Origin of the sequence: Clostridium tyrobutyricum DSM 2637 = ATCC 25755 = JCM 11008, assembly GCF_000359585.1 — a bacterium.
In the GTDB taxonomy this organism is placed as follows: Bacteria; Bacillota; Clostridia; order Clostridiales; family Clostridiaceae; genus Clostridium_B; species Clostridium_B tyrobutyricum.
The window spans coordinates 33,254-52,037 of sequence record NZ_APMH01000031.1 but is presented as its reverse complement, the minus strand read 5'-3'; the positions used below and the strand labels follow the sequence as shown (position 1 = coordinate 52,037).

The 18,784-nt window shown below is 31.3% G+C and carries 37 protein-coding genes; 30 read left to right on the top strand and 7 right to left on the bottom strand.

The genetic code is table 11. From position 1 onward, the window contains the following. The 5 genes from J418_RS0112420 to J418_RS16885 form a co-directional block, all read right to left on the bottom strand. Window positions 1-1,030: tyrosine-type recombinase/integrase (locus J418_RS0112420; protein WP_017895761.1), on the bottom strand; the 1,030-nt coding region annotated here is incomplete at its 3' end. A 91-nt stretch (window positions 1,031-1,121) separates the two neighbouring features. Continuing rightward, window positions 1,122-1,457: a hypothetical protein gene (locus J418_RS0112415; protein ID WP_017895760.1), complete on the bottom strand. Its 336-nt coding sequence runs from the start codon at window positions 1,455-1,457 to the stop codon at window positions 1,122-1,124. A gap of 60 nt (window positions 1,458-1,517) precedes the next feature. Beyond that, a complete protein-coding gene (locus tag J418_RS0112410) occupies window positions 1,518-2,282 on the bottom strand; it encodes an ion transporter (RefSeq protein WP_017895759.1) in 765 nt (254 codons plus the stop codon). Window positions 2,283-2,301: 19 nt separating this feature from the next. Next, the gene (locus J418_RS0112405; RefSeq protein ID WP_017895758.1) at window positions 2,302-2,739 is read right to left on the bottom strand and encodes an ImmA/IrrE family metallo-endopeptidase; all 438 of its coding nucleotides are present in this window, start codon (window positions 2,737-2,739) and stop codon (window positions 2,302-2,304) included. A gap of 16 nt (window positions 2,740-2,755) precedes the next feature. Next, a complete protein-coding gene (locus tag J418_RS16885; protein ID WP_017895757.1) occupies window positions 2,756-3,190 on the bottom strand; it encodes a helix-turn-helix domain-containing protein in 435 nt (144 codons plus the stop codon). A 149-nt stretch (window positions 3,191-3,339) separates the two neighbouring features. Between J418_RS16885 and J418_RS0112395 the strand changes: the two genes are divergently transcribed. The 6 genes from J418_RS0112395 to J418_RS16640 are packed head-to-tail and all read left to right on the top strand — an operon-like array spanning window position 3,340 to window position 4,945. Continuing rightward, window positions 3,340-3,582, top strand: coding sequence for a helix-turn-helix transcriptional regulator (locus J418_RS0112395; protein WP_145915613.1), 243 nt, complete (start codon window positions 3,340-3,342; stop codon window positions 3,580-3,582). Window positions 3,583-3,642: 60 nt separating this feature from the next. Then, the gene (locus tag J418_RS0112390; RefSeq protein WP_017895755.1) at window positions 3,643-4,122 is read left to right on the top strand and encodes a hypothetical protein; all 480 of its coding nucleotides are present in this window, start codon (window positions 3,643-3,645) and stop codon (window positions 4,120-4,122) included. Between the two features lie 17 nt (window positions 4,123-4,139). Next, on the top strand, window positions 4,140-4,400 hold the full coding sequence (locus tag J418_RS0112385) for an excisionase family DNA-binding protein (protein ID WP_017895754.1): 261 nt from the start codon (window positions 4,140-4,142) through the stop codon (window positions 4,398-4,400). 11 nt (window positions 4,401-4,411) lie between these two features. Then, a complete protein-coding gene (locus J418_RS0112380; RefSeq protein ID WP_017895753.1) occupies window positions 4,412-4,609 on the top strand; it encodes a hypothetical protein in 198 nt (65 codons plus the stop codon). Continuing rightward, window positions 4,606-4,788 carry a hypothetical protein gene (locus tag J418_RS0112375; protein WP_017895752.1) on the top strand — a complete coding sequence of 61 codons (183 nt, stop codon included), beginning with the start codon at window positions 4,606-4,608 and terminating at the stop codon, window positions 4,786-4,788. Before J418_RS0112380 ends, J418_RS0112375 begins: the two co-directional genes overlap by 4 nt. Continuing rightward, a complete protein-coding gene (locus J418_RS16640; protein ID WP_017895751.1) occupies window positions 4,781-4,945 on the top strand; it encodes a hypothetical protein in 165 nt (54 codons plus the stop codon). The genes J418_RS0112375 and J418_RS16640 overlap by 8 nt, the downstream gene beginning before the upstream one ends. Before the next feature lie 23 nt (window positions 4,946-4,968). Here J418_RS16640 and J418_RS0112365 read toward each other — a convergent pair whose 3' ends face one another. Next, complete coding sequence (locus tag J418_RS0112365) at window positions 4,969-5,169, bottom strand: KTSC domain-containing protein (RefSeq protein ID WP_017895750.1); 201 nt, start codon at window positions 5,167-5,169, stop codon at window positions 4,969-4,971. Between the two features lie 83 nt (window positions 5,170-5,252). Here J418_RS0112365 and J418_RS16635 point away from each other — a divergent pair, with 83 nt between their 5' ends. From J418_RS16635 to J418_RS16430, 23 genes are all read left to right on the top strand, one after another. Then, a complete protein-coding gene (locus J418_RS16635) occupies window positions 5,253-5,417 on the top strand; it encodes a hypothetical protein (protein ID WP_017895749.1) in 165 nt (54 codons plus the stop codon). Continuing rightward, window positions 5,410-5,952, top strand: coding sequence for a sigma-70 family RNA polymerase sigma factor (locus J418_RS0112355; protein WP_017895748.1), 543 nt, complete (start codon window positions 5,410-5,412; stop codon window positions 5,950-5,952). The genes J418_RS16635 and J418_RS0112355 overlap by 8 nt, the downstream gene beginning before the upstream one ends. After that, window positions 5,949-6,128, top strand: coding sequence for a hypothetical protein (locus J418_RS0112350; protein WP_017895747.1), 180 nt, complete (start codon window positions 5,949-5,951; stop codon window positions 6,126-6,128). Before J418_RS0112355 ends, J418_RS0112350 begins: the two co-directional genes overlap by 4 nt. A gap of 15 nt (window positions 6,129-6,143) precedes the next feature. Then, a complete protein-coding gene (locus J418_RS0112345) occupies window positions 6,144-6,341 on the top strand; it encodes a hypothetical protein (protein ID WP_017895746.1) in 198 nt (65 codons plus the stop codon). Window positions 6,342-6,357: 16 nt separating this feature from the next. Beyond that, entirely contained in the window at window positions 6,358-6,726 is a 369-nt protein-coding gene (locus J418_RS0112340) for a hypothetical protein (RefSeq protein ID WP_017895745.1), read from the top strand. A 78-nt stretch (window positions 6,727-6,804) separates the two neighbouring features. Beyond that, complete coding sequence (locus J418_RS0112335; RefSeq protein ID WP_017895744.1) at window positions 6,805-8,790, top strand: AAA family ATPase; 1,986 nt, start codon at window positions 6,805-6,807, stop codon at window positions 8,788-8,790. Between the two features lie 28 nt (window positions 8,791-8,818). After that, entirely contained in the window at window positions 8,819-9,778 is a 960-nt protein-coding gene (locus J418_RS0112330) for a recombinase RecT (protein ID WP_017895743.1), read from the top strand. Next, the gene (locus J418_RS0112325) at window positions 9,778-10,518 is read left to right on the top strand and encodes an MBL fold metallo-hydrolase (protein WP_017895742.1); all 741 of its coding nucleotides are present in this window, start codon (window positions 9,778-9,780) and stop codon (window positions 10,516-10,518) included. The genes J418_RS0112330 and J418_RS0112325 overlap by 1 nt, the downstream gene beginning before the upstream one ends. 84 nt (window positions 10,519-10,602) lie before the next feature. Next, window positions 10,603-11,460: a hypothetical protein gene (locus J418_RS0112320; RefSeq protein WP_017895741.1), complete on the top strand. Its 858-nt coding sequence runs from the start codon at window positions 10,603-10,605 to the stop codon at window positions 11,458-11,460. Continuing rightward, entirely contained in the window at window positions 11,393-12,259 is an 867-nt protein-coding gene (locus tag J418_RS0112315; RefSeq protein WP_080629786.1) for an ATP-binding protein, read from the top strand. The genes J418_RS0112320 and J418_RS0112315 overlap by 68 nt, the downstream gene beginning before the upstream one ends. Window positions 12,260-12,277: 18 nt before the next feature. Beyond that, window positions 12,278-12,967 carry an IDEAL domain-containing protein gene (locus J418_RS0112310; RefSeq protein ID WP_017895739.1) on the top strand — a complete coding sequence of 230 codons (690 nt, stop codon included), beginning with the start codon at window positions 12,278-12,280 and terminating at the stop codon, window positions 12,965-12,967. Further along, window positions 12,964-13,395: a DUF1064 domain-containing protein gene (locus tag J418_RS0112305; protein WP_017895738.1), complete on the top strand. Its 432-nt coding sequence runs from the start codon at window positions 12,964-12,966 to the stop codon at window positions 13,393-13,395. The genes J418_RS0112310 and J418_RS0112305 overlap by 4 nt, the downstream gene beginning before the upstream one ends. Beyond that, window positions 13,373-13,999: a putative metallopeptidase gene (locus J418_RS0112300; RefSeq protein WP_017895737.1), complete on the top strand. Its 627-nt coding sequence runs from the start codon at window positions 13,373-13,375 to the stop codon at window positions 13,997-13,999. Before J418_RS0112305 ends, J418_RS0112300 begins: the two co-directional genes overlap by 23 nt. A gap of 31 nt (window positions 14,000-14,030) precedes the next feature. Continuing rightward, complete coding sequence (locus J418_RS0112295; protein WP_017895736.1) at window positions 14,031-14,309, top strand: hypothetical protein; 279 nt, start codon at window positions 14,031-14,033, stop codon at window positions 14,307-14,309. A 122-nt stretch (window positions 14,310-14,431) separates the two neighbouring features. Then, complete coding sequence (locus tag J418_RS0112290; RefSeq protein ID WP_017895735.1) at window positions 14,432-14,983, top strand: hypothetical protein; 552 nt, start codon at window positions 14,432-14,434, stop codon at window positions 14,981-14,983. A 43-nt stretch (window positions 14,984-15,026) separates the two neighbouring features. Continuing rightward, window positions 15,027-15,479 carry a hypothetical protein gene (locus J418_RS0112285; protein ID WP_017895734.1) on the top strand — a complete coding sequence of 151 codons (453 nt, stop codon included), beginning with the start codon at window positions 15,027-15,029 and terminating at the stop codon, window positions 15,477-15,479. A gap of 371 nt (window positions 15,480-15,850) precedes the next feature. Then, a complete protein-coding gene (locus J418_RS16630) occupies window positions 15,851-16,006 on the top strand; it encodes a hypothetical protein (RefSeq protein WP_017895733.1) in 156 nt (51 codons plus the stop codon). A 32-nt stretch (window positions 16,007-16,038) separates the two neighbouring features. Further along, window positions 16,039-16,494, top strand: coding sequence for a transcriptional regulator (locus tag J418_RS0112275; protein WP_017895732.1), 456 nt, complete (start codon window positions 16,039-16,041; stop codon window positions 16,492-16,494). Window positions 16,495-16,703: 209 nt separating this feature from the next. Further along, window positions 16,704-17,060, top strand: a complete 357-nt coding sequence (locus tag J418_RS0112270) for a hypothetical protein (RefSeq protein ID WP_017895731.1) — start codon at window positions 16,704-16,706, stop codon at window positions 17,058-17,060. Window positions 17,061-17,091: 31 nt separating this feature from the next. Next, window positions 17,092-17,289 carry a hypothetical protein gene (locus J418_RS0112265; protein ID WP_017895730.1) on the top strand — a complete coding sequence of 66 codons (198 nt, stop codon included), beginning with the start codon at window positions 17,092-17,094 and terminating at the stop codon, window positions 17,287-17,289. A 176-nt stretch (window positions 17,290-17,465) separates the two neighbouring features. After that, window positions 17,466-17,633 carry an aspartyl-phosphate phosphatase Spo0E family protein gene (locus tag J418_RS15680; protein ID WP_017895729.1) on the top strand — a complete coding sequence of 56 codons (168 nt, stop codon included), beginning with the start codon at window positions 17,466-17,468 and terminating at the stop codon, window positions 17,631-17,633. A 138-nt stretch (window positions 17,634-17,771) separates the two neighbouring features. Next, window positions 17,772-17,948: a hypothetical protein gene (locus J418_RS16515; RefSeq protein ID WP_017895728.1), complete on the top strand. Its 177-nt coding sequence runs from the start codon at window positions 17,772-17,774 to the stop codon at window positions 17,946-17,948. Between the two features lie 6 nt (window positions 17,949-17,954). Further along, window positions 17,955-18,098, top strand: a complete 144-nt coding sequence (locus J418_RS16430; protein WP_017895727.1) for a BC1881 family protein — start codon at window positions 17,955-17,957, stop codon at window positions 18,096-18,098. Window positions 18,099-18,101: 3 nt separating this feature from the next. Here the strand turns inward: J418_RS16430 and J418_RS0112245 are convergent, their stop codons facing one another. Next, window positions 18,102-18,311 carry a KTSC domain-containing protein gene (locus tag J418_RS0112245; RefSeq protein ID WP_017895726.1) on the bottom strand — a complete coding sequence of 70 codons (210 nt, stop codon included), beginning with the start codon at window positions 18,309-18,311 and terminating at the stop codon, window positions 18,102-18,104. 116 nt (window positions 18,312-18,427) lie between these two features. Between J418_RS0112245 and J418_RS0112240 the strand changes: the two genes are divergently transcribed. Next, the gene (locus J418_RS0112240; RefSeq protein ID WP_017895725.1) at window positions 18,428-18,727 is read left to right on the top strand and encodes a hypothetical protein; all 300 of its coding nucleotides are present in this window, start codon (window positions 18,428-18,430) and stop codon (window positions 18,725-18,727) included. The last annotated feature ends 57 nt before the right edge of the window (window positions 18,728-18,784 follow it).

Genomic DNA, 18,784 nt, shown 5'->3' with positions numbered 1-18,784 from the left:
TTGCAAATAATTTTGAAGCATAAGTATGTCTTAAACAATGAAATTTTTTATGTTTTATACCTGCTTTTATTAATAAGTTTTTATAGCTTCTAAATAAGTTTTTGGCATCTATAGGTTTTCCAAGTGCGGTAGGAAAAACAAGATTTTTATCTTCATATTCTTCACCAGCTTTAATTTTTTCTAATTTCTGTTTCAAATGATGTTGTTTTAAAATTGGGATTAATTCTGATGGAATAGGAACAACTCTATTACTATTTATAGTTTTTGGTGGTTGAATCAATATTTTGTTTTCTTTTGAATCATCAGATTTTATGATGTTTACTCTTTTTATAGATTTATTAACACTTATTTCACCTTTATCCAAATCTATATCATCCCATGTAAGAGCTAGAAGCTCACCTTGTCTTAACCCTGTAGTTAATGCTGTTAATATCAAGCCTTTTAATCGACTAGTTCTTAGAACTTTTTCTAATTGAGAAATTTCTCCATCTGTAAATATTTTTATTTCATCTTTTTTAGCAATATTTTGTTCTGGTATAACTATCTTATTACCCCAGCAAGGATTTTTTATAATGTAACCTTCATCTACGGCATAGTTTAAAAATTGTTTTAACAATTTATTTAAGTTTTTTATTACATTACTGCTTTTATTATTTTCATGTAATTTGTTGTAATATTTTTGAATTTGTATACTCTTTAAATCACATATTTTTAATATTCCAATGGCAGTATCTTTAATATAATTTCTATATATGCCTTCATATTTTTCAAATGAAGAAGCTTTTATTTTTAATTTAATTACTTCAAATAACCACAAGTGCATTAATTCACCTAAGGTTATATTTTGAGAATCTAACTTTAGACCACTTTTTACACCATTTAAGTATTCATTTTTCTTATCTTCAGCTTCTTTTTTGGTTTTCCCATAAAATTGTTTTCTTATTAATGAGCCTTTACTGTTGCGACCAATTACAGCTGTAATTCTATAATACTGAGAACCGTTAACTTCAAAGTTAGTTTTTCTTGCCATTTTAATACCTCCTAAATACAAACTTATGTTCGCTATAAAATCAAAAAATATAGGAGATATACTCCTAATTAATTTTTATTATAAATGTTTTTTAAACTGGTTTACGTCTTAAAGTTCTTATTTCTGCTTCATGAGTACCATACATTTCAAGCAGGGATTTATTTGTCTCATTTAAGTCAGAGAAATTTTTATCCATTTTATCAGACATATTTTTAACTGTACCTTGAGTCTCTGCGATTTGGTGAGTTAAATTGTCAACGTCAGCTTTATGGAATTCAGAGGCAGATTTTAGTGCGGATAATATTTCACCATGTTCTTTCTGCTGAGTTTTGATTAATCCTATATCTTCTTGTATTTTCTCTTGAGATTTTTGGAATTGTTCCTGACTTTTTAAAATTTGTTTTAATATCTTATCTGTATCAGACATTACATTCATTCCTTCCTATAATTTAGTATAATCTGTATTTGGTAAATTTATACTGATACACTATTTATATTTATTTCTTATATAAGAAATAAAATTTTCAATTTCATTTTGAGCTTCCTTTGGAAGATCTTCATAATTTTGTTTTAAAGAAGTTCCACTATGTTGATTACTTGTTTTATTTATAAAGTACGTTGATATAGTACCAGTAAGTAAACTTATGAATCCTATACCCATTATCATAAGAACACCTGCAGTTATTCTTCCAGCTGTAGTTTTTGGAGATATATCACCATACCCGACAGTAGTTGCTGTGACAAAACTCCACCAAAAAGCATCTCCTAGAGATTTTACAGTTATTCCTTTTTCAAAGAAGTATATAGAGAACGCTCCAGCTGTTATGGTTACTAAATTAGTATATATTAAATATATTAATCCATTTGTATATAGAAAATTTTTAGCATGATTTTTAAACTTTTCCATAAAAGCCAAAAGCCTTAGCAGTCTAAAAAATTTAGTTAATCTAATTAGTTTTATAAATCTAAGAAGCCTAGTAGCTCTAAACACTGAACTAAAAGGAATTATAGCAATTAAATCAAATATATTATTTATAAAGAATTTCTTTTTATTCTTAGAAATTATAAATCTTGTGAAGTAATCAATTGTAAAAACAATTAAGATTACATTGTCTATATAATTATATGGTTTTATAGATATATTTATTTTGTTTACTAAGTCTAAGAAACATAAAATAACTGCTAAAAGTGAAAGAAATACAATAAAAAAATTGTATATTTTATTCAATATCTTGTGGTTAAAAAAACGCATTAAATTTACCGTCTTTCTATTAATAATTAAATTTGTATTTAATTAATTGCTTTGGCACTCCATAATAACAAGCTAATTGCTTTATAGATATACCTTCTATATAACATTTTTCAATATTTTTTTCATCAATCAATAATTCAGCTGCAAATTTATTAGCTTCATTTTCAATTCTACCTCTCGGGAATAATGTGTATTCTCTTAGATAACATGTGGATTTATGGTAATGTAGCAAAGCATGTCCTAATTCATGTGCCAATACAATGTTTTTCTCATGTTCATCTAATTTATTATTAATAACTATATATTTATTTGTTACTAGACTAATGTAAAACCCCTTAGCTTTTTCTCCTATATCTTCATACCGTAAGTCTATACCCAAATAGTTAATTATTCTTTCAGGATCTCTTGTATCATATTTTTGGATAAGGTGTTTTACTCGTGCATGAATATTTATCATATATAAAACACCTCGTTTATTTTTCCTTTTTTCTCCCAAACTTTTCTTTGTTTTTAGCTTTTGAATCCCAATAAAGTTTATTGATTACTGCAACAAGCTTTTCTTTATCTTCCTCTCCAACTTCATCATCCATCATAAAAGCTTGTGCATGTTTTATAACTTCGTCATGCTGTTCAATATCTTTTTTGGTAACTTTATATTTATCTGTATACTCCTGAGGAATATCACTCTCAAGACTTGGCTTTTTAATATCTGAATTACCAAGAAGGTAGTCAGCAGACACATTAAAATATTTAGCTAACTGATTTATAAAATCAGCATTTGGAGTTCTTAAGTTATTTTCATATCTTGACAAAGTAGATTTTGTTGTATTTAAAACTTTTGCCAACTCTTCTAAAGTTATATTTTTTTCAGCTCTCAGTTCCTTCATTCTTTTATTAAAAGTTGCCATAATAACACCTCTTTAAAATTATAATACCATCTAGTTGCCAAAAACGACAACCAAGTTGCCAAAAATAAAAGATTTTTATTAAAAATCGTTGACAAGTTGCCAAACGTATAATATAATAAAGTTACCAAATAGATAACAAAAGGAATGAGGTGAAAGTATTGGAAAAGAAAAAGGCTAATTTTAAATTAAAAGGACTAAGAGTAGAACATAATTTAAAACAATCTGATATAGCTAAAAAGATTGGAATATCAGAATCTACCTATAATAGAAAAGAAAATGGTTATGCTGATTTTTCAGAGACTGAAATGTATAAAATCAGCAAAATTTTTAAAAAAGATCCCGCTTTTATCTTCTTCAATAATATTTTTTTTGATGATAAAGTTGCCAAATAGATAACAAACAGAAATAATAATTCCACAATTTAATTTTACTGGTAAAAGGAAGTGAAATAAATGGCAAGAAAAGCTACGAAAGCAGCAGACAATATATATTATAAGGCACGAATAGAAGCTGCAGCTACAAATGATAAGTTAAATAGTAGAGAAGGTGCTGCTGAAATAATTGGAATAGACAGGACAAGGCTTGCACGTATAGAACTTGATAGTATTTGTGCATATCCAGAAGAAGTATTGATGATGGCTGATATATATAATTCTCCTGAATTAGAAAATTATTTTTGCTGTGAGCAGTGTCCTATAGGAAAGTATACAGTACCTCAACTTAAAGTATTGGGAATTGATAGAGCAACTATCCAAGTATTGGCTTCATTAAAAAATATTGATGATGTTAGGAGAGATTTACTAGACATAACATCTGATGGAGTTATTACCGAAGATGAAAAGCCTAAATTGAAGTCCATAATAAAAACTTTGGATGAAATATCTATAAACTCTCAGGAATTAAAACTTTGTATTCAGAAAAATCTTAAATAGATAGGAGGTATTTATTTATGGAAGTAAAGGCGAATGAGAGCTTTAAAACTATAATTAGGGATGCAATACAAGAAGCTTTAAAAGAAATTAATAAACCAACAATGACAATAGATGAATGCAAAGAGTATTCAGGTATAGGAAGAGATAAACTTATGGAACTTGTGCATGCTGAAAATTCTGATTTCCCTTGCTTTAGAAATGGTAATAAATTTTTGATAAATAAAAAGAAACTAGATCTATGGTTGGAAAAAGTTTCAGAAGAAAAGAGAATTTTATAGGAGGAGTGAGGATGGGCAAAAGATTCAGAAAGGGACTTAAATATGTATTTACCTCTAAGAGATATAAAAAATTAACTGGTACATTGCCAGATCAAGCTAAGAAGATGAATGGACACATGGTTGTACCTGAAAATGATTTTGTAGCAGATTGCCATGACTCTTGGGTAATACCTGAGTGGTGCAAGTGCATAGGGAGGGTGAGCGAATGAGATGGAGTAAAGAAGCATTGAACAGTAAAGAATTTAAAACTGGCTTAAAGAAAGCATCCGAATTTGATTTAACTATGGCCAAAGTTTGCCTTGGAATAGAACTCAAAAGAGGAGAAAAGGTAAAAAGCAAAATTGCTGCAGTAGAAAAAGAAATTGAGAGGAGGAAGAAAAGTGAGTAAACAAATTGAAGAGATTAATTCATTAAAAGAATTGTGCAATCCAATAGTAGATTATCTTAAAAATAATTATAATCCGCATTGTACTGTGATTATTACAGATGTTGAAATCAAATTGGTAGAGGATAAAATAGGAATACCAATAGGAAGTGATGACTAAATACGATAGCCACCACTAAAAAATTAAACTCTGTGGTATGGATGAATTTTGTCAAATGTAGATAAAGCTGAACCTAAAGATGAAGAATTTATAAAGTTTTGATATTCAGATTCAGATACATTTTCATAAGCGTAAATAGATCCATCTTTGAACTGAATGTACATTACGCCATTTTCATAACCAACGCCATTCATTCGCCTTGATGATACAGGAAGTAAATTCATAGTAATCACCACCTTTCATAAGGGTGATAATTCTACAAAAATATGTAAAAACCTTTAAAATAAAGCAAAAAGGAGGAAGAAAAGTGTTAGAGGTAATAATTCCAGAGGACAACGCAGAATTGGATATGCAGATTAAAGCATTGGAATATGCTATAGAGCATGACACCAGAGAAAAGGACAGATGCATTCATCTAGTTGCACATGACAAATTAGTCAAAGAAAAAATAAGGAGGGAAGCTAATGAATAAGGGGATTAATATAGAGGACCATATGGGGTTGGTTTATAGTATAGCTCTCAAACAACACAAAGGAGTTGGCTATAGGCACAGCTTAGAAGATTTAGTTCAGATTGGTTCTATAGGACTCATAAAGGCTTCTAAAGTTTTTGATGAAAGCAAAGGATATAGATTTTCAACTATTGCATCAAAGTATATAAGAACTGAAATATACAATGCTATGAGGAAAGATTCATGGAACTTAACTAGTGCAAGGGGAAAATTTAAGAAAGATAACACTCCTATTTCCTTAAATGTTGAGTTAAAAGAGGGTGAAACTGTATCTTATATGGATTTATTGAAAAGTGAGGAGTATGGATTTTTTGCTACAGAGGTTAATTTGTTACTGGATAAACTTCCAGCTCATTTAAAGAGAACTATAAAACTTTACTATTATTATGGATTTGACCAAGGAGAGATAAGTAAAAAAGAAAAGATAACTAGACAGGCAATTTCGAATCGCATTAATAGGGCACTGGAGTTACTCAGAAGGGAGCTTATGGCATGATAAAACAACTACTTAAAGAACTTGGAATCAAGGTATCTGAACAAGATTTTAAAGAAATACTACAGATTACCACTGATGATATAAGAGAAAACAGAGTTAAGTTTGGTAAAAGGACAAGTTTAAAACAAATGCTTACTATAGCAATAATGAGCTCAAAGGTTTTAATGAGTATTTGAAAGAAGGTGAGTAATATGGACCTTAACTTAAGAAATGCAGAAATAATAGTGAAAGCTTATTTTGCCGGATATCCTTTTTGGAAAGCAGTAGGCAAAGTTAAGCGTAATGCGATAGAACTTGATGGAGATGAATTATATGATACTGAAACGGGTAAGACGATTGGAGAGATTGACACTGCTACAGATGAACAGGTTAAGAATTTACTTAGATAGGAATTGGGGGATGTAAATGAATAGATTAAGAGAAGGATTGAAATATAAGGATTGGAACTGTTATTTGGATGTTGGTTTATATACACAATCAGACAATAAAAATATAGCGTTAACATTGATTGATACTGAAGATGGTTCGGTAGTAGCAAGAATAACTGTAAATCCTGAAGAAAGTTTTCCACAAACTCACGCTTGCATAAAAGATTATTCAGAAAATGATGGAATGTTGGACTTTGTTGAAAAAAATAACATTGTAGTAATTGATGATACTGCAAAAATATTTTTAACGCGTTCCGGTCAAGTAGCACCATGTTTAAGGATTGCAGATGATATATATCAAGAATATTTAAAGATTTTAGATAGATATAAAAAAGAAAGCCTTTAATTAAAAAGGCAAAAATAAAAATACATTATTCTCATTCTACACGAGGATGAGAGAAAAATCAAATATGGGAGGAAAATTATGAGTAAATCAATATTTTTAGAGAAATTAAGTCTTAGAAATTTCAAGGGTATAAAAGAGTTGGACATAGATTTTTCAAACATAACCAATATCTACGGAGACAATGCCACAGGAAAGACAAGCATATTTGATGCATTTACATGGCTGCTCTTTGACAAGGATAGTCAGGACAGAAGCAAATTTGATGTTCAGCCACTTGATGAAAATAATAATGTAATTCACATGCTTGAAACGGAAGTTGAAGCAGTAATTCAAATAGATGGAGTAAATGTTGTTTTGAAAAAGCTTCTAAAGGAAAAATGGGTTAATCCTAAAGGAAAGCCTGATGCAGAACTTAAAGGAGTAACCACTACGTACTACATTGATGATGTTCCAAAGAAGCAAAAAGAGTATAAGCAGAAAATCAATAATATTATTCCGGAGGATATATTCAAACTTATAACAAATCCTCTATATTTCTCAACCAATATGAAATGGCAGGATAGAAAAAAAGTACTTATGGATATCATAGGAGAGATTACAGATGAGAGCGTAATTAACTCAAGGAAAGAATTAAGTCCACTAAATGATTTAATTCAGAATAAAACTATAGAAGAAATCAAGAAAAGTATAAGTGCTTCAAAGAAAAAATTAGTTAAGGATAAAGATTCAATTCCACCAAGAGTTGATGAAAAGAGAAGAGAACTGAGAGAGGATATTGACTTTGATGCCTTAGATTTTAGAAAGCGAGGAATTGTTTCAGGTATAAAAAGTATAGATGCACAACTCATGGACACTTCAAAGATAAATGATGAATTGTTTGACAAGAAGGATAAATTGTATGGACTTAAATCGAAGCTGAAGGATATTGAACGTAAAGAGATATCAAAGGCTGAAAGTGGGAAAGATGACATATCACAGGAGTTAACAAGCTTAAATGGAGAAATTGCTGAACTCAAATTTGATATAAGATCTCTTGAATCTGAGAAAAACAATAATCTTAAAATGGTCAAGAGTTTAGAGACAGATGTTAAAAATTTAAGAGCCAAGTGGTTTGATGAAAATAAAAAGGTATTTGAGCTTCCGGAGAATGCTAAAGTTTGCCCTTTATGCAAAAGACCTTTTGATGAAGAGGATATTGAAAGTCACAGACAGGAGCTTGAAGCAAATTTCAATCAAAATAAAGCTAAAATCTTAACGGATATAAGTCAGAAAGGAACGGATAAATCTGATGATCTTAAGAAGTATCAGGAGAGAGCATCTAAAAATCAATCTTTCATTGAAAATGCAAATGAAAAACTTGAAACTCTTAATAATAAAAAAGCTGAACTTCAAAGTAAATTGGATAATTTCAAAATAACTATAAATCTTGATGAAAATAAAGAATATCAGGAAACGCTTAAGCAGATTGAACAGCTAGAATCTGAACTGTCTAAACCAGTTGAGGTAAATTCACAGACACAGGATCTCAGAGAGAGAAAGGTAAAACTTCAAAATGAACTTGAAGAAGTTAATAAGGATTTATCCTATAAGGAAATCAATCTTAAGACAAAAGCTAGAATCAAGGAACTCATGGATAAAGAAAAAAATTTAGCACAGCAGATTGCAGATTTAGAAAATCAGGATTTCATGTGTGATGAATTTATAAAAACTAAGGTAAAACTTATGGAATCAAGTATTAACTCTAAATTTAAGTATGTTAAGTTCAGATTTTTTAAAACACAGGTTAATGGAGGAATTGATGAAGATTGTGAAGCACTCGTTGATGGTGTTCCATTCTCAACAAATCTTAATTCAGGAGCAAAGATCAATGCCGGTATAGATATTATAAATACTCTGGCAAATTATTATGGAATCAAAGCACCAATATTCATAGATAACCGTGAGAGTACAACAAAACTTATAGACACTGAAAGCCAGATAGTGAATTTAGTTGTAAGCAGCAGTGATAAAAAATTAAGGATAAAGAATGATACAGAAACATTCCAAGCAGAAATGGCAAGCTAATAAAACTGAAAGAGAGGATTTGATGTAAATGAGTAATGAAAATACAGCTCTGACACTGGCAAAAGAAGAAGCTTTAAATCAAGTAACGTTAAAGATAAATGAACTTAGGAAGAATAATGACATAGCTTTTCCGAAGAACTATTCTGTAGCAAATGCACTTAACAGTGCATGGCTGCAGCTTCAGGAAGTTAAAGATAGAAGTGGAAAACTGGCACTGGATGTATGCACAAAGAATTCAATAATAGGGTCACTTTATGATATGTGCCTTCAGGGATTAAGCCCGGCCAAGAAACAGTGTTACTTTGTAGCTTATGGAAACCAGCTCCAGTTAATGAGAAGTTATATGGGAACTGTGGCAGTTACAAAGAGATTAAAGGGTGTTAAGGATGTCAAAGCCTACTGCATATATGAAGGTGATGAATTTGAACAGACCTATGATTTGAATACAGCAACGCTTAAAATCAGCAAGTTCAATCCCAAGTTTGAAAATATTGATATTACAAAAATCAAAGGTGCCTTTGCAGTAGTACTTGGAGAGAGTGGTCCAATTCATGCTGAGGTTATGAATATGGAACAGATTAAAAAAGCATGGGGACAAGGAGTAGCCTACAAAAGTGGAAAATCTACAGCCCATAATAATTTCACAGATGAAATGGCAAAGAAAACAGTAATCAATAGAGCTTGTAAGATGTATGCCAATACATCGGATGACAGTGATATTTTAATTGAAGCCTTTAACAATACAGACAAGACCTATGATGAAAAAGATATAGTTGACAATGTTAAATATGAAGTTAAAGAAGAAATAAAGGATAAGGCTAATAAAGAACCATTGGATATAGAACGTTCTAATAAAAAGAATCAGGATAAAGAAAAAATAAAATCTCAAGAGAGCAACAAAGTAATTGATGTTGAACCTAAGGATACAGCTAAAGACCAGGATAAAAATGAACAGCAGCAGACTATACTGGAAGGTCCGGGATTCTAATGAAACTTAAAGTACTAGGGAGTGGATCAGCAGGTAACTGCTATCTGCTCCAGGATGAAAAAGAGACATTGATGCTTGAATGTGGATTACCATATAAAACAATCCTGAGAGGGCTCAAATTCAATTTAAGTAATATAGTAGGGTGTTTGGTCAGCCATGAACATAAAGACCACAGTAAGGCTGTTAAGGAGTTAATCAGCAGTGGAATAGATGTATACACCAGTGTTGGTACCTCACAAAAATTAGACATTGATGATTGTGCAGTTAATTCCTACAGATTAGGATTTTTGAAAAGTGAGGAACAGTGCAATATAGGTAATTTTACAGTATTGCCATTTGAAACTAAACATGATGCTGTAGAACCTTTGGGATTTTTAATACAGCATGAAGATATGGGAAAGTTGTTGTTTATAACAGACAGTTATTACTGCAGATATAAATTCTCAGGACTGAATCACATTATGATTGAATGTAACTACAGTTCAGATATACTTCAACAAAATATTGAAAAGGGATTAATACATCCTGTATTGGCAGGAAGATTGTTAAAATCTCATTTTAGTTTGGAAAACGTAAAGGAATTTTTAAAAGAAACAGACTTAAGCAGTGTTAGAGAAATTACACTATTACATTTAAGTGATGGAAATAGTAATACAGAAAGATTTAAGGAAGAGATTGAAAGGCTAACAGGAGTACCAACTCGTGTAGCCGATAGAGACTTATATATAGAATTATTTTAATAAAACAAGAAATTTAGAAGTTTTAAATTAGATATGTTGGTACCGACCTAGCAGTCTGATTTAAAATTCCTGAGAGGTGCTCACATGAAATATATAAGTGAAATTAATGCTTTCTATGATTGGCTCGAACTAAACGAACTATCGACATCAGCAGTTGCTCTATGGTACGCATTAATGCACATAAACAACAAAGCTGCATGGGTAGAAACATTTACGGTAGCCGAATCGGTGTTAAGTATTAAGACAGGCTTATCAGGCAGGGGAGTAAGAAATGCAAGAAATGAGTTAAAACAAAAAGGGAGAATTGATTTCAGAAGTAGAGTTGGAGGAAGAGCTCCCATATATACAATTATATCTTTTGAAACAGGCATAAACTGTTTTAATAAAAATTCATCAGCAAAACGGGTACCGTTCTCGAATACTGATGGTAATTCCCCGGAACAACCTAAGGAAATGAATTCCGAGGAAAAAACTTCCACGGAAATGAGTTCCGCAGTTACTTCCGCAGGTACTTCCGCAGGTCGTGCCGGAGATACTTCCGTAGATCGTGCCACATTAATAGACACAGATACAGATAATACTATTACTAAAAAAGAAAATAAAGAAAAGGAGCCTTGGGTTACAGTACTGGATTATTTCTGCCAAAAATCAGGTAAGCTTGATCCGCAATTAAAATCCCGTGAAAGAGAAGCAGCTCAGGAAGTCTGCAAAGAGGTACCGATCCTCGAAACAGTTCTCAAGGGCATAGACTATGCTTTTGACAACTTCAAGTCAGATATACCTGAGGATAAAATAAATTCTTTTTGCTACTGTGTAGGACCCATAAAAAAGCTCTGGAAGTATGAAAAATCTAAGATTGAAGGAGGTAAAGGCAATGTTAGAAACTCAAAACAACCTGCAGAGTATGGAGTCGACAGCTCCGGCATTGGTTTCCACTTCTAAGTCAAAACTTGAGAACTGTCCTGTTTGTGGAGAGCCTACAGGTAAGATAATCAGGATGCTTGGAAGAAATTATATAGTGCCAAGAATGTGTAAATGCAGGAGAAAAGCTCTTGAAGAAAACAAGAGAATATCTGATGCCAGGAATAAGCAAATAAGACTCAAGCAGATGTTCAATAACAGCCTTATGACAAAGGAATTCCAGGAGTTTACCTTTGAAAACTGGGACCACACTTTGGGTAATGAGAAAATGTATGACCTAGGGATAAAGTACGTGAAATCCTTCAAGGAAAAAGCCTTGAAAAAGAATGTAGGACTGCTTATCTATGGAAATCCAGGCAACGGAAAAACATTTCTGTCCGGTTGCATTGCAAATGCACTTATGGAGCAGTATATACCAGTTGTATGTGTTTCAGCTATTGGATTATTGGACAGGATAAAAAGCAGTTTCGGAAAGTATGGAGATGAAGGAATCCAAAGTATATTAAACTGCCTGGACAATGCAGATTTAGTAATCATTGATGATATGGGAGTAGAGAACAATACCGAATGGTCCAGGGCTACCATGTATCAAATATTGGATTCGAGATGCAGGAAAAAGAAACCCCTTGTGATTACATCAAATCTGACAATGAGTCAATTAAAAAAGAGATATGACAGGGATTGCAATACGGAAATAGGCAGAACCGCAGATAGATTAATGCATGAGATGTGCCAGCCTATTGAGAATACATTTTCAAGTATACGAGTGAAAAAAGGTCTGGAGAAAACCAAGATACTGTCAGAGATATTAAATAGCTAAGGTTAGGAGTGAGGAAAAGTGGGTAAAGGATTAACCAATAAAGAAAAATGCTTTGTGTATTTTAGTGAAAATGATGATAAAGACAGGGATGAATTAATAGCAGATGCAGCAAGAGAATTTAAGATAACCAAGATGTCAGTAAAGACCTATTACTATGCATGGAAAAAAGAATACATGGATGGAGATATTAAAATAATTAATCATAATCCTGAAAGTGGGCGCAAGGTTAAAAGTAAAAAGCCACTAACTGATGAAATGATAATTGATGAATTGACTGAACACGGATTTAGTTATCTCTCTGAAACACCTGAAATGATTAAATGCATTGCAGATAAATTTAGACTAGAAGAACATACTGCAAAATTTAGAATAGACGAATTATTAAAAAATATAGATAAATCATTAGAAAATAGAGAACATGTAGAGGTAAAACCAAAGGAGGAGACAAAAGTGTCTGAGGTTAAAAAGGATGAAAGATTGACAGAAGAAGAGATAGATCAATTATGTGAAAACACTGAATATGAAAAACCAAAACCTAAGAAATTATTAAAAATAGCACTGCTTCAAGGTAAGGTAATGAACTATGAGATTCAAGATGAAGGATTCCTTTTAAGGCAGGGTAGTTCCAGTAATACAATACCTATAGGCAAAAAGGATATTGATGATTTTATAGAAGAACTCAAAGAGTTGAAAGAAGTGATTGTATGAGGAGTAAATATAATGCCAAGAAAATAACTGTGGATGGCATAACATTCGACAGTAAGGATGAAGCCAGGTATTATGAGTATCTTAAAAAACTCAAAGCTAAAGGTAAGATAGTAAATTTTGAATTACAGCCTAAGTTCGTATTGATTCCAGCTTTTGAGTATAAGGGTAAGAAGGAAAGACCAGCGACATATACGCTTGATTTTTTAATATATAACCTTGATGGTACTGAAACATATGTTGACGTTAAAGGAGACAGCACACCACAAGGAGAACTCAAATTTAAGATACTTAAACATCTTCACCAAGACATGGACTTTAGGTGGATTTCCAGAAGTTTAAAGTACAGTGAAAGTGGTTGGATAGACTTCAAGGAGCTTCAGAAAAAAAGAAGGGAGAGTAAGAGAAATGCCCAAAATAAAAATAATTAATGACAAGAATGAAACAGTAAGAGAGATAGATTGTATTGGATATAATCTTCAGTATGTAGAATCTACTGGAAATGGTCAGATAAGAAAAATACTTAGATTAAACAATGGCAAATATGATTTAAGGCACTGGATTAAGAATCAATTCTACCAACCTATAGCTCAGAAAATCAAGAATAGATTTAAAGAAAAGGTACCTAGCTTTAGTAATATAAACATAGATAAAATATTGTTCATTGAGGATACGGATTATGTCGGAGATGAAGTCAAGAGAACTGATGATGTTATGTGGATTAAGAAAACTCCTAAACAATTAAAAGATATTACTGGTTACAAGTTCATTATAGAGAGTAGAGAGTTCTGGATGGAGAGAATATCCAATGAGCAGGTAATTGCACTTATATACAGTTGCTTGAAAAGAATTGAGGGTGACAATTTAATAGATCCTGACGTAAGAGGATGGAAAGAGGTAATAGGTACTTTAGGCTATGGATGGGAGACAACGATGAGTCCAGTTCCAAATTTACTTGAAGGATTTGATGAAGATGATTTTAGTATGCTTAAGAAAGCAGACAAGCAGATGAATATGTTCGATAGGGCTAATTGATTGGAGGTATAAAAATGTTAATGGATGGGTTTTGGAATTTAACAATATAAAGCATATAAACTGTATGGAAGATGAAGTTGTGAAAGATTATTCAAAACCTAAAATTCATTCTGAAATCACTTCAAAAATAAAAGTAAAAGTAGGAGATTTGGTACAGGCTTTGAATGGTGAACAAACTATAGAAGGAAGAATAACACGTGAATATGGCATGGATAATGACATACTCAATATAGAATTCAAGAAAAACAATGGTTATGCACGTACTGCCATAGGCAGAATGCACATTTTGAAAGTACTGCAATCTGTTTAAAATAAAAATACACAAAATGACAGTTAAAAATGCTACAGGATATAAATGTGCCAATGAGCCTGATTTGTTGTCTGCCTGCAGGATTATGGAGAACATAAAGAAAAGGGAAGGATGTTAAACTTATGAATAAAAAGGATATAGAATTTTTAAAAGAACTACAACATGAAATGTTAACTCAAGATACTGTTTGTCAAGCAGATCCGAGATTTTGGGTAGTAATGCAAACTGTAAGAGATTATTGGGTGGATGATAACATAGATGGTATTTGTATCTATGACAAAGATAGTACAGAAAGTGTATTTGAGGATGAATTAGAAGAATTACCTGATTGGTTAAAAGAAAATTTTGATGGAATAGTTAAATATGAATACGATGGTATTTCCGTTGAGATAATTTGTGAAGATGAAAATGAATACTTAATTGATGACATAGCAGAAATAGAGGACTTTTTAGAAGAATATGCTCCTGGCCGATATTCAATTTGTAATTATAGAGATAGGGAAGAAATAGCTGAAAACACAATGTTTCTTACTCTTAGAGAATGTAAAGAGCACATAGAAAGAAATGGCTATCACTACAATAAACCGCACTCATACGCTATGACAGCAGGGAGAAGTCCTCAAGTAGAAAAGCTTTATAAAATATTGCAAGATACAGATTGGGATAAATGTTAAGCTATAAAATGAAATTTATACGAACTTATGGGAGGCGATAAAATTGAAACTTTTAGCAGAGGAAAAAGAAAACGGATCTTATATAATAACTGTACTAGTAGGTCGGAAAGGATATAACAGTCTTTGGACATCTCCACCTAAAGACAAACAATGTTTTGATTTAGATTATATAAAAAACAGATATCCTATTATAAATACTAAAGAAAGAGCAAAACGGTTTTCATCTTTATATAGAAATTTATGGATTAAGGTATCAGAAATACAACTGGATTTAATGAGACACTGTATAGGATTAAATTATAAGAAAAAACCGTACAGAAATTATTTTTGCACTTCTCCAGATGATAAAGATTGGAATGAACTTGTGGACAAAGGATTGGCTACGAAAAGCGAGGAAGAACCCAATAATGGCTGTATATATTTTTGGTTAAGTAGGCAAGGCGTTGAATATACATTAGGAAAATCTATAAGTGTTAAAGTTTATAGTGAACTTTAGTTCATAAATCAAAGATATTGTAAATAAAAAAAGCCAGGGGTGAAATCCTGGCGTAGCAATGGTTATAGGAGAACTACAATTATTGAAATACTGAGGATTCATCATCCCCAGTATAAAGGTAACTATCAATATACTTCAGCATAATATTTTAGTTTATGTAAACATTAATATTAATAGATTTAATATATTAATAACCTTATGTGAAATAGGATGCACAAAAACCAGATATATTATACTGGAAATTTTATGTATTATACAAAATAAAAAAAGACCAGGAGGAAAAATCCTGGTAATGCATAAAAACAAAATGGGAGAAACATTTATAGTATGTTCGGAAAATCAATTTATTATACATGACAGGAAGTGAAATCATGGAAGAATTAACTGAACTAGAGAGATTAAAACTTTCTTTGGAATATAGTACTTCGGAGAAACATAAAGAGATACTCAAAGAGAAAATAGATAAGATTGAGAATAAAGTCGATATTAAAGTCAGGAAAGAGAACATGCAGCAGAGTTTTTTATAGACATAAGTAATAAATAGGTGGGAGGGACCGTTGTGTTAGACAAGGAGATATTTAAAAAGACAGAAGGACAGTTATATGGTTATTTTAGAGATCTTAAGGAGATAGAACTTTTGGAAATAGACTGCAGGGATCTTCAGGAACAGGAGAAAAATATTCAATGGTCAATGGAAAGCATGATAGAAAATGAAGGTGAAAAGGAAATTAAGCAGCTTAAAGATGAATTGAAGTTCGTAAATAAAAAGCTCTGTAAAAATATGGCCAGGATAAGGCAGTTAAAGAGGAATATAGCCATATTAAAAAAAGTTCTAACAGTCCCTCCACTATCAAAAGAAATTATGGAATTTATTACCTACAAGTATAAGTTAAACAAGAGTGTTGGATGGATAGCCAATGAAATGTATGGAGGTGTGCGGAGTACTGCTTATAGATGGAGAGAAGATATAGTTAAGGATATAGTCAAATGGAAAAGAGTGTATGGTGATAGCTGAAAAAGAATGCTGTTGCCTTTTTTAATACTGAAAATCGTGGGACAAAAATGAGACAAATTTGGGACATAAGTGGGACAAATTCGGGAAAAAACTTATATAGAAAAGATATATAATATAAATGAAATTTGAGAAATTTAATTCAGTAAAAATAAAACATGTCCCCTTTTATGGTTTGGGTAAACTATATACTTTTTTAGGAGGAGATAGCCTTGAAGGCTGTTATAGATAAAAAACAGGTTGAGAAATTGTACAATGAAGGATTTACAGATTCTGAAATTGCAAGGAAATTAAATTGTAAGAAAGATACTATCAAGAAGTGTATCCAGAGAAATTTTGGATGTCTAAAGAGTGCTCACAGAGTTGCATTAACTCGCAGGCGTGAAATAGTAAAGGCAGTAAATTATCAGGCTAATAGGTATATGGGTGACAGCACTTTCGTGAAAAAGAACAGATCCATATATAAAACAAAATTAAACGGTGATATAATCTTAAATAGGGAAGTTGCTCCTATGGTTACATGGGATACTCCAAGAAGATTGACCAATGAAAATAAGGATAGATTTTAATACCTTTATATAGTTGTTAAGGGGAGTTTGTATGAAAAAGATTAGAGCAATTTACATTGGAGATGCTAGATATGAAGAATGTCCAATCTTTGAACTAAATGAAAAGAACAATTATTTTGAGATGATAAAGGATAAAACATTCAGATATGAAAAAGAATGTGTTGAGGAAGATAATGATTTTTTAATAGTTGAAGTAGATGGTGAAGATTTTAGGTTAATAAATCATTGAAAACCTATGGCTCCAGGGTTAAATGGAGCTCCAATGCGGGAAACCGTAAAATTTAATACTATATCTTGTGCGGACACCTGGTTATCTGGGTGTCTTTTTATACATAGAATTTATACAAAACGTTAACATCCATTTTATATTTTTTCTTTATACTATCAAAATAGGAAGGAGAAAAAATGAGTAATATTTTATTGGAGATAAAAAACTTGCAGAAACATCTTAATGAATTAATTAAAGAGAAAGACAATTTAGTAGATACTGAAATAATTGAGATAAGTCAGATGTTAGATTTACTACTTAATAAATATTATAAAATAATTAAAAATAAAATGGACAAGGAATAACATATAGTATTAACATACATTTAATATAAAATTAATAGCATAAGAGTATATTTAAAATACACCTTAATATATATTGTTCACCAAAATATTAAATTTTGGTTGTAGCTCTCAGATAATTATTTCTGGGGCTTATTTTTTATGCATGAAAGAAGGGAGAGAGGTGTGAAAGTGAAAGAGATCCTTAAGGATAAGATTGAAAAACAAAACAAAAATAAATCCAGGAGAGGTGAGCACCTCTCTTTTTATGATTATCAAAGACTTATGATGCATGACTGCTTTAGAAGAGTCAGAGGTGCTATTAAGAGGGTGAGGTGAAAATAAATGAATTTAAATGATATATCTACAAAGAGATTAGTTGAAGAGTTAAAATCAAGAGAAGGTGTGGAAAATACTATAGTTGAACCTTATGAACAAAAAATAATTAAAGCAAATGGTCCGGCTATAGTATTTGTTGTTATTGACTAAAAGTTATATTTTGTTGCACGAGTAATCATTCCTTATATAAGCATGAAAATACTTGCCGTGTGAAGATGCAGACATAAGTCCTTCATAAACATTAGAAGGTACACCAGAATACTGGTATATGCCACCAGAATTAAATTGTATTTCTAATGTTTGAGATATAGAATTATAGCCCACAGAACTTAAATCAGATGATGTTACAGGAATACGTTGCATAGTAATCACCTCCTTTTAATCCAATATTCAACATTTTATGTTAAATTCCTCTAAAATTTAGAAGGGATTTTGAAAACTATGGAGAATATATGTGATATTAAAGGAGATGATATATTATGGCAATAACGCTAAAAAAAGACGTAGGATATACACAAGGAGCTATTGAATTTTACAAAAGATATAAAGATGCTTTTGGCGAAGTTGTAAAGGCAAAAATGATTGGAGATACAGAAAATGTTAATTACAAGCTAACACTTACAAACTCAAACGAAGAAGAATTAGTATTTAATGGAGAATTAACATCTGGATATGGAGGAGAAGGTTGCAGAGGAACCAAGACAGTACTGGAATTAGCAGGATTTCCAATATCAGATGAATTTATTTCAACGCATGAATCATTTGAATTAAATAAATAAAATATAGTTAAAAAGAGTCCCCCAAGGGCTTTTTTTCAGTCCAAAACAAAACGAATA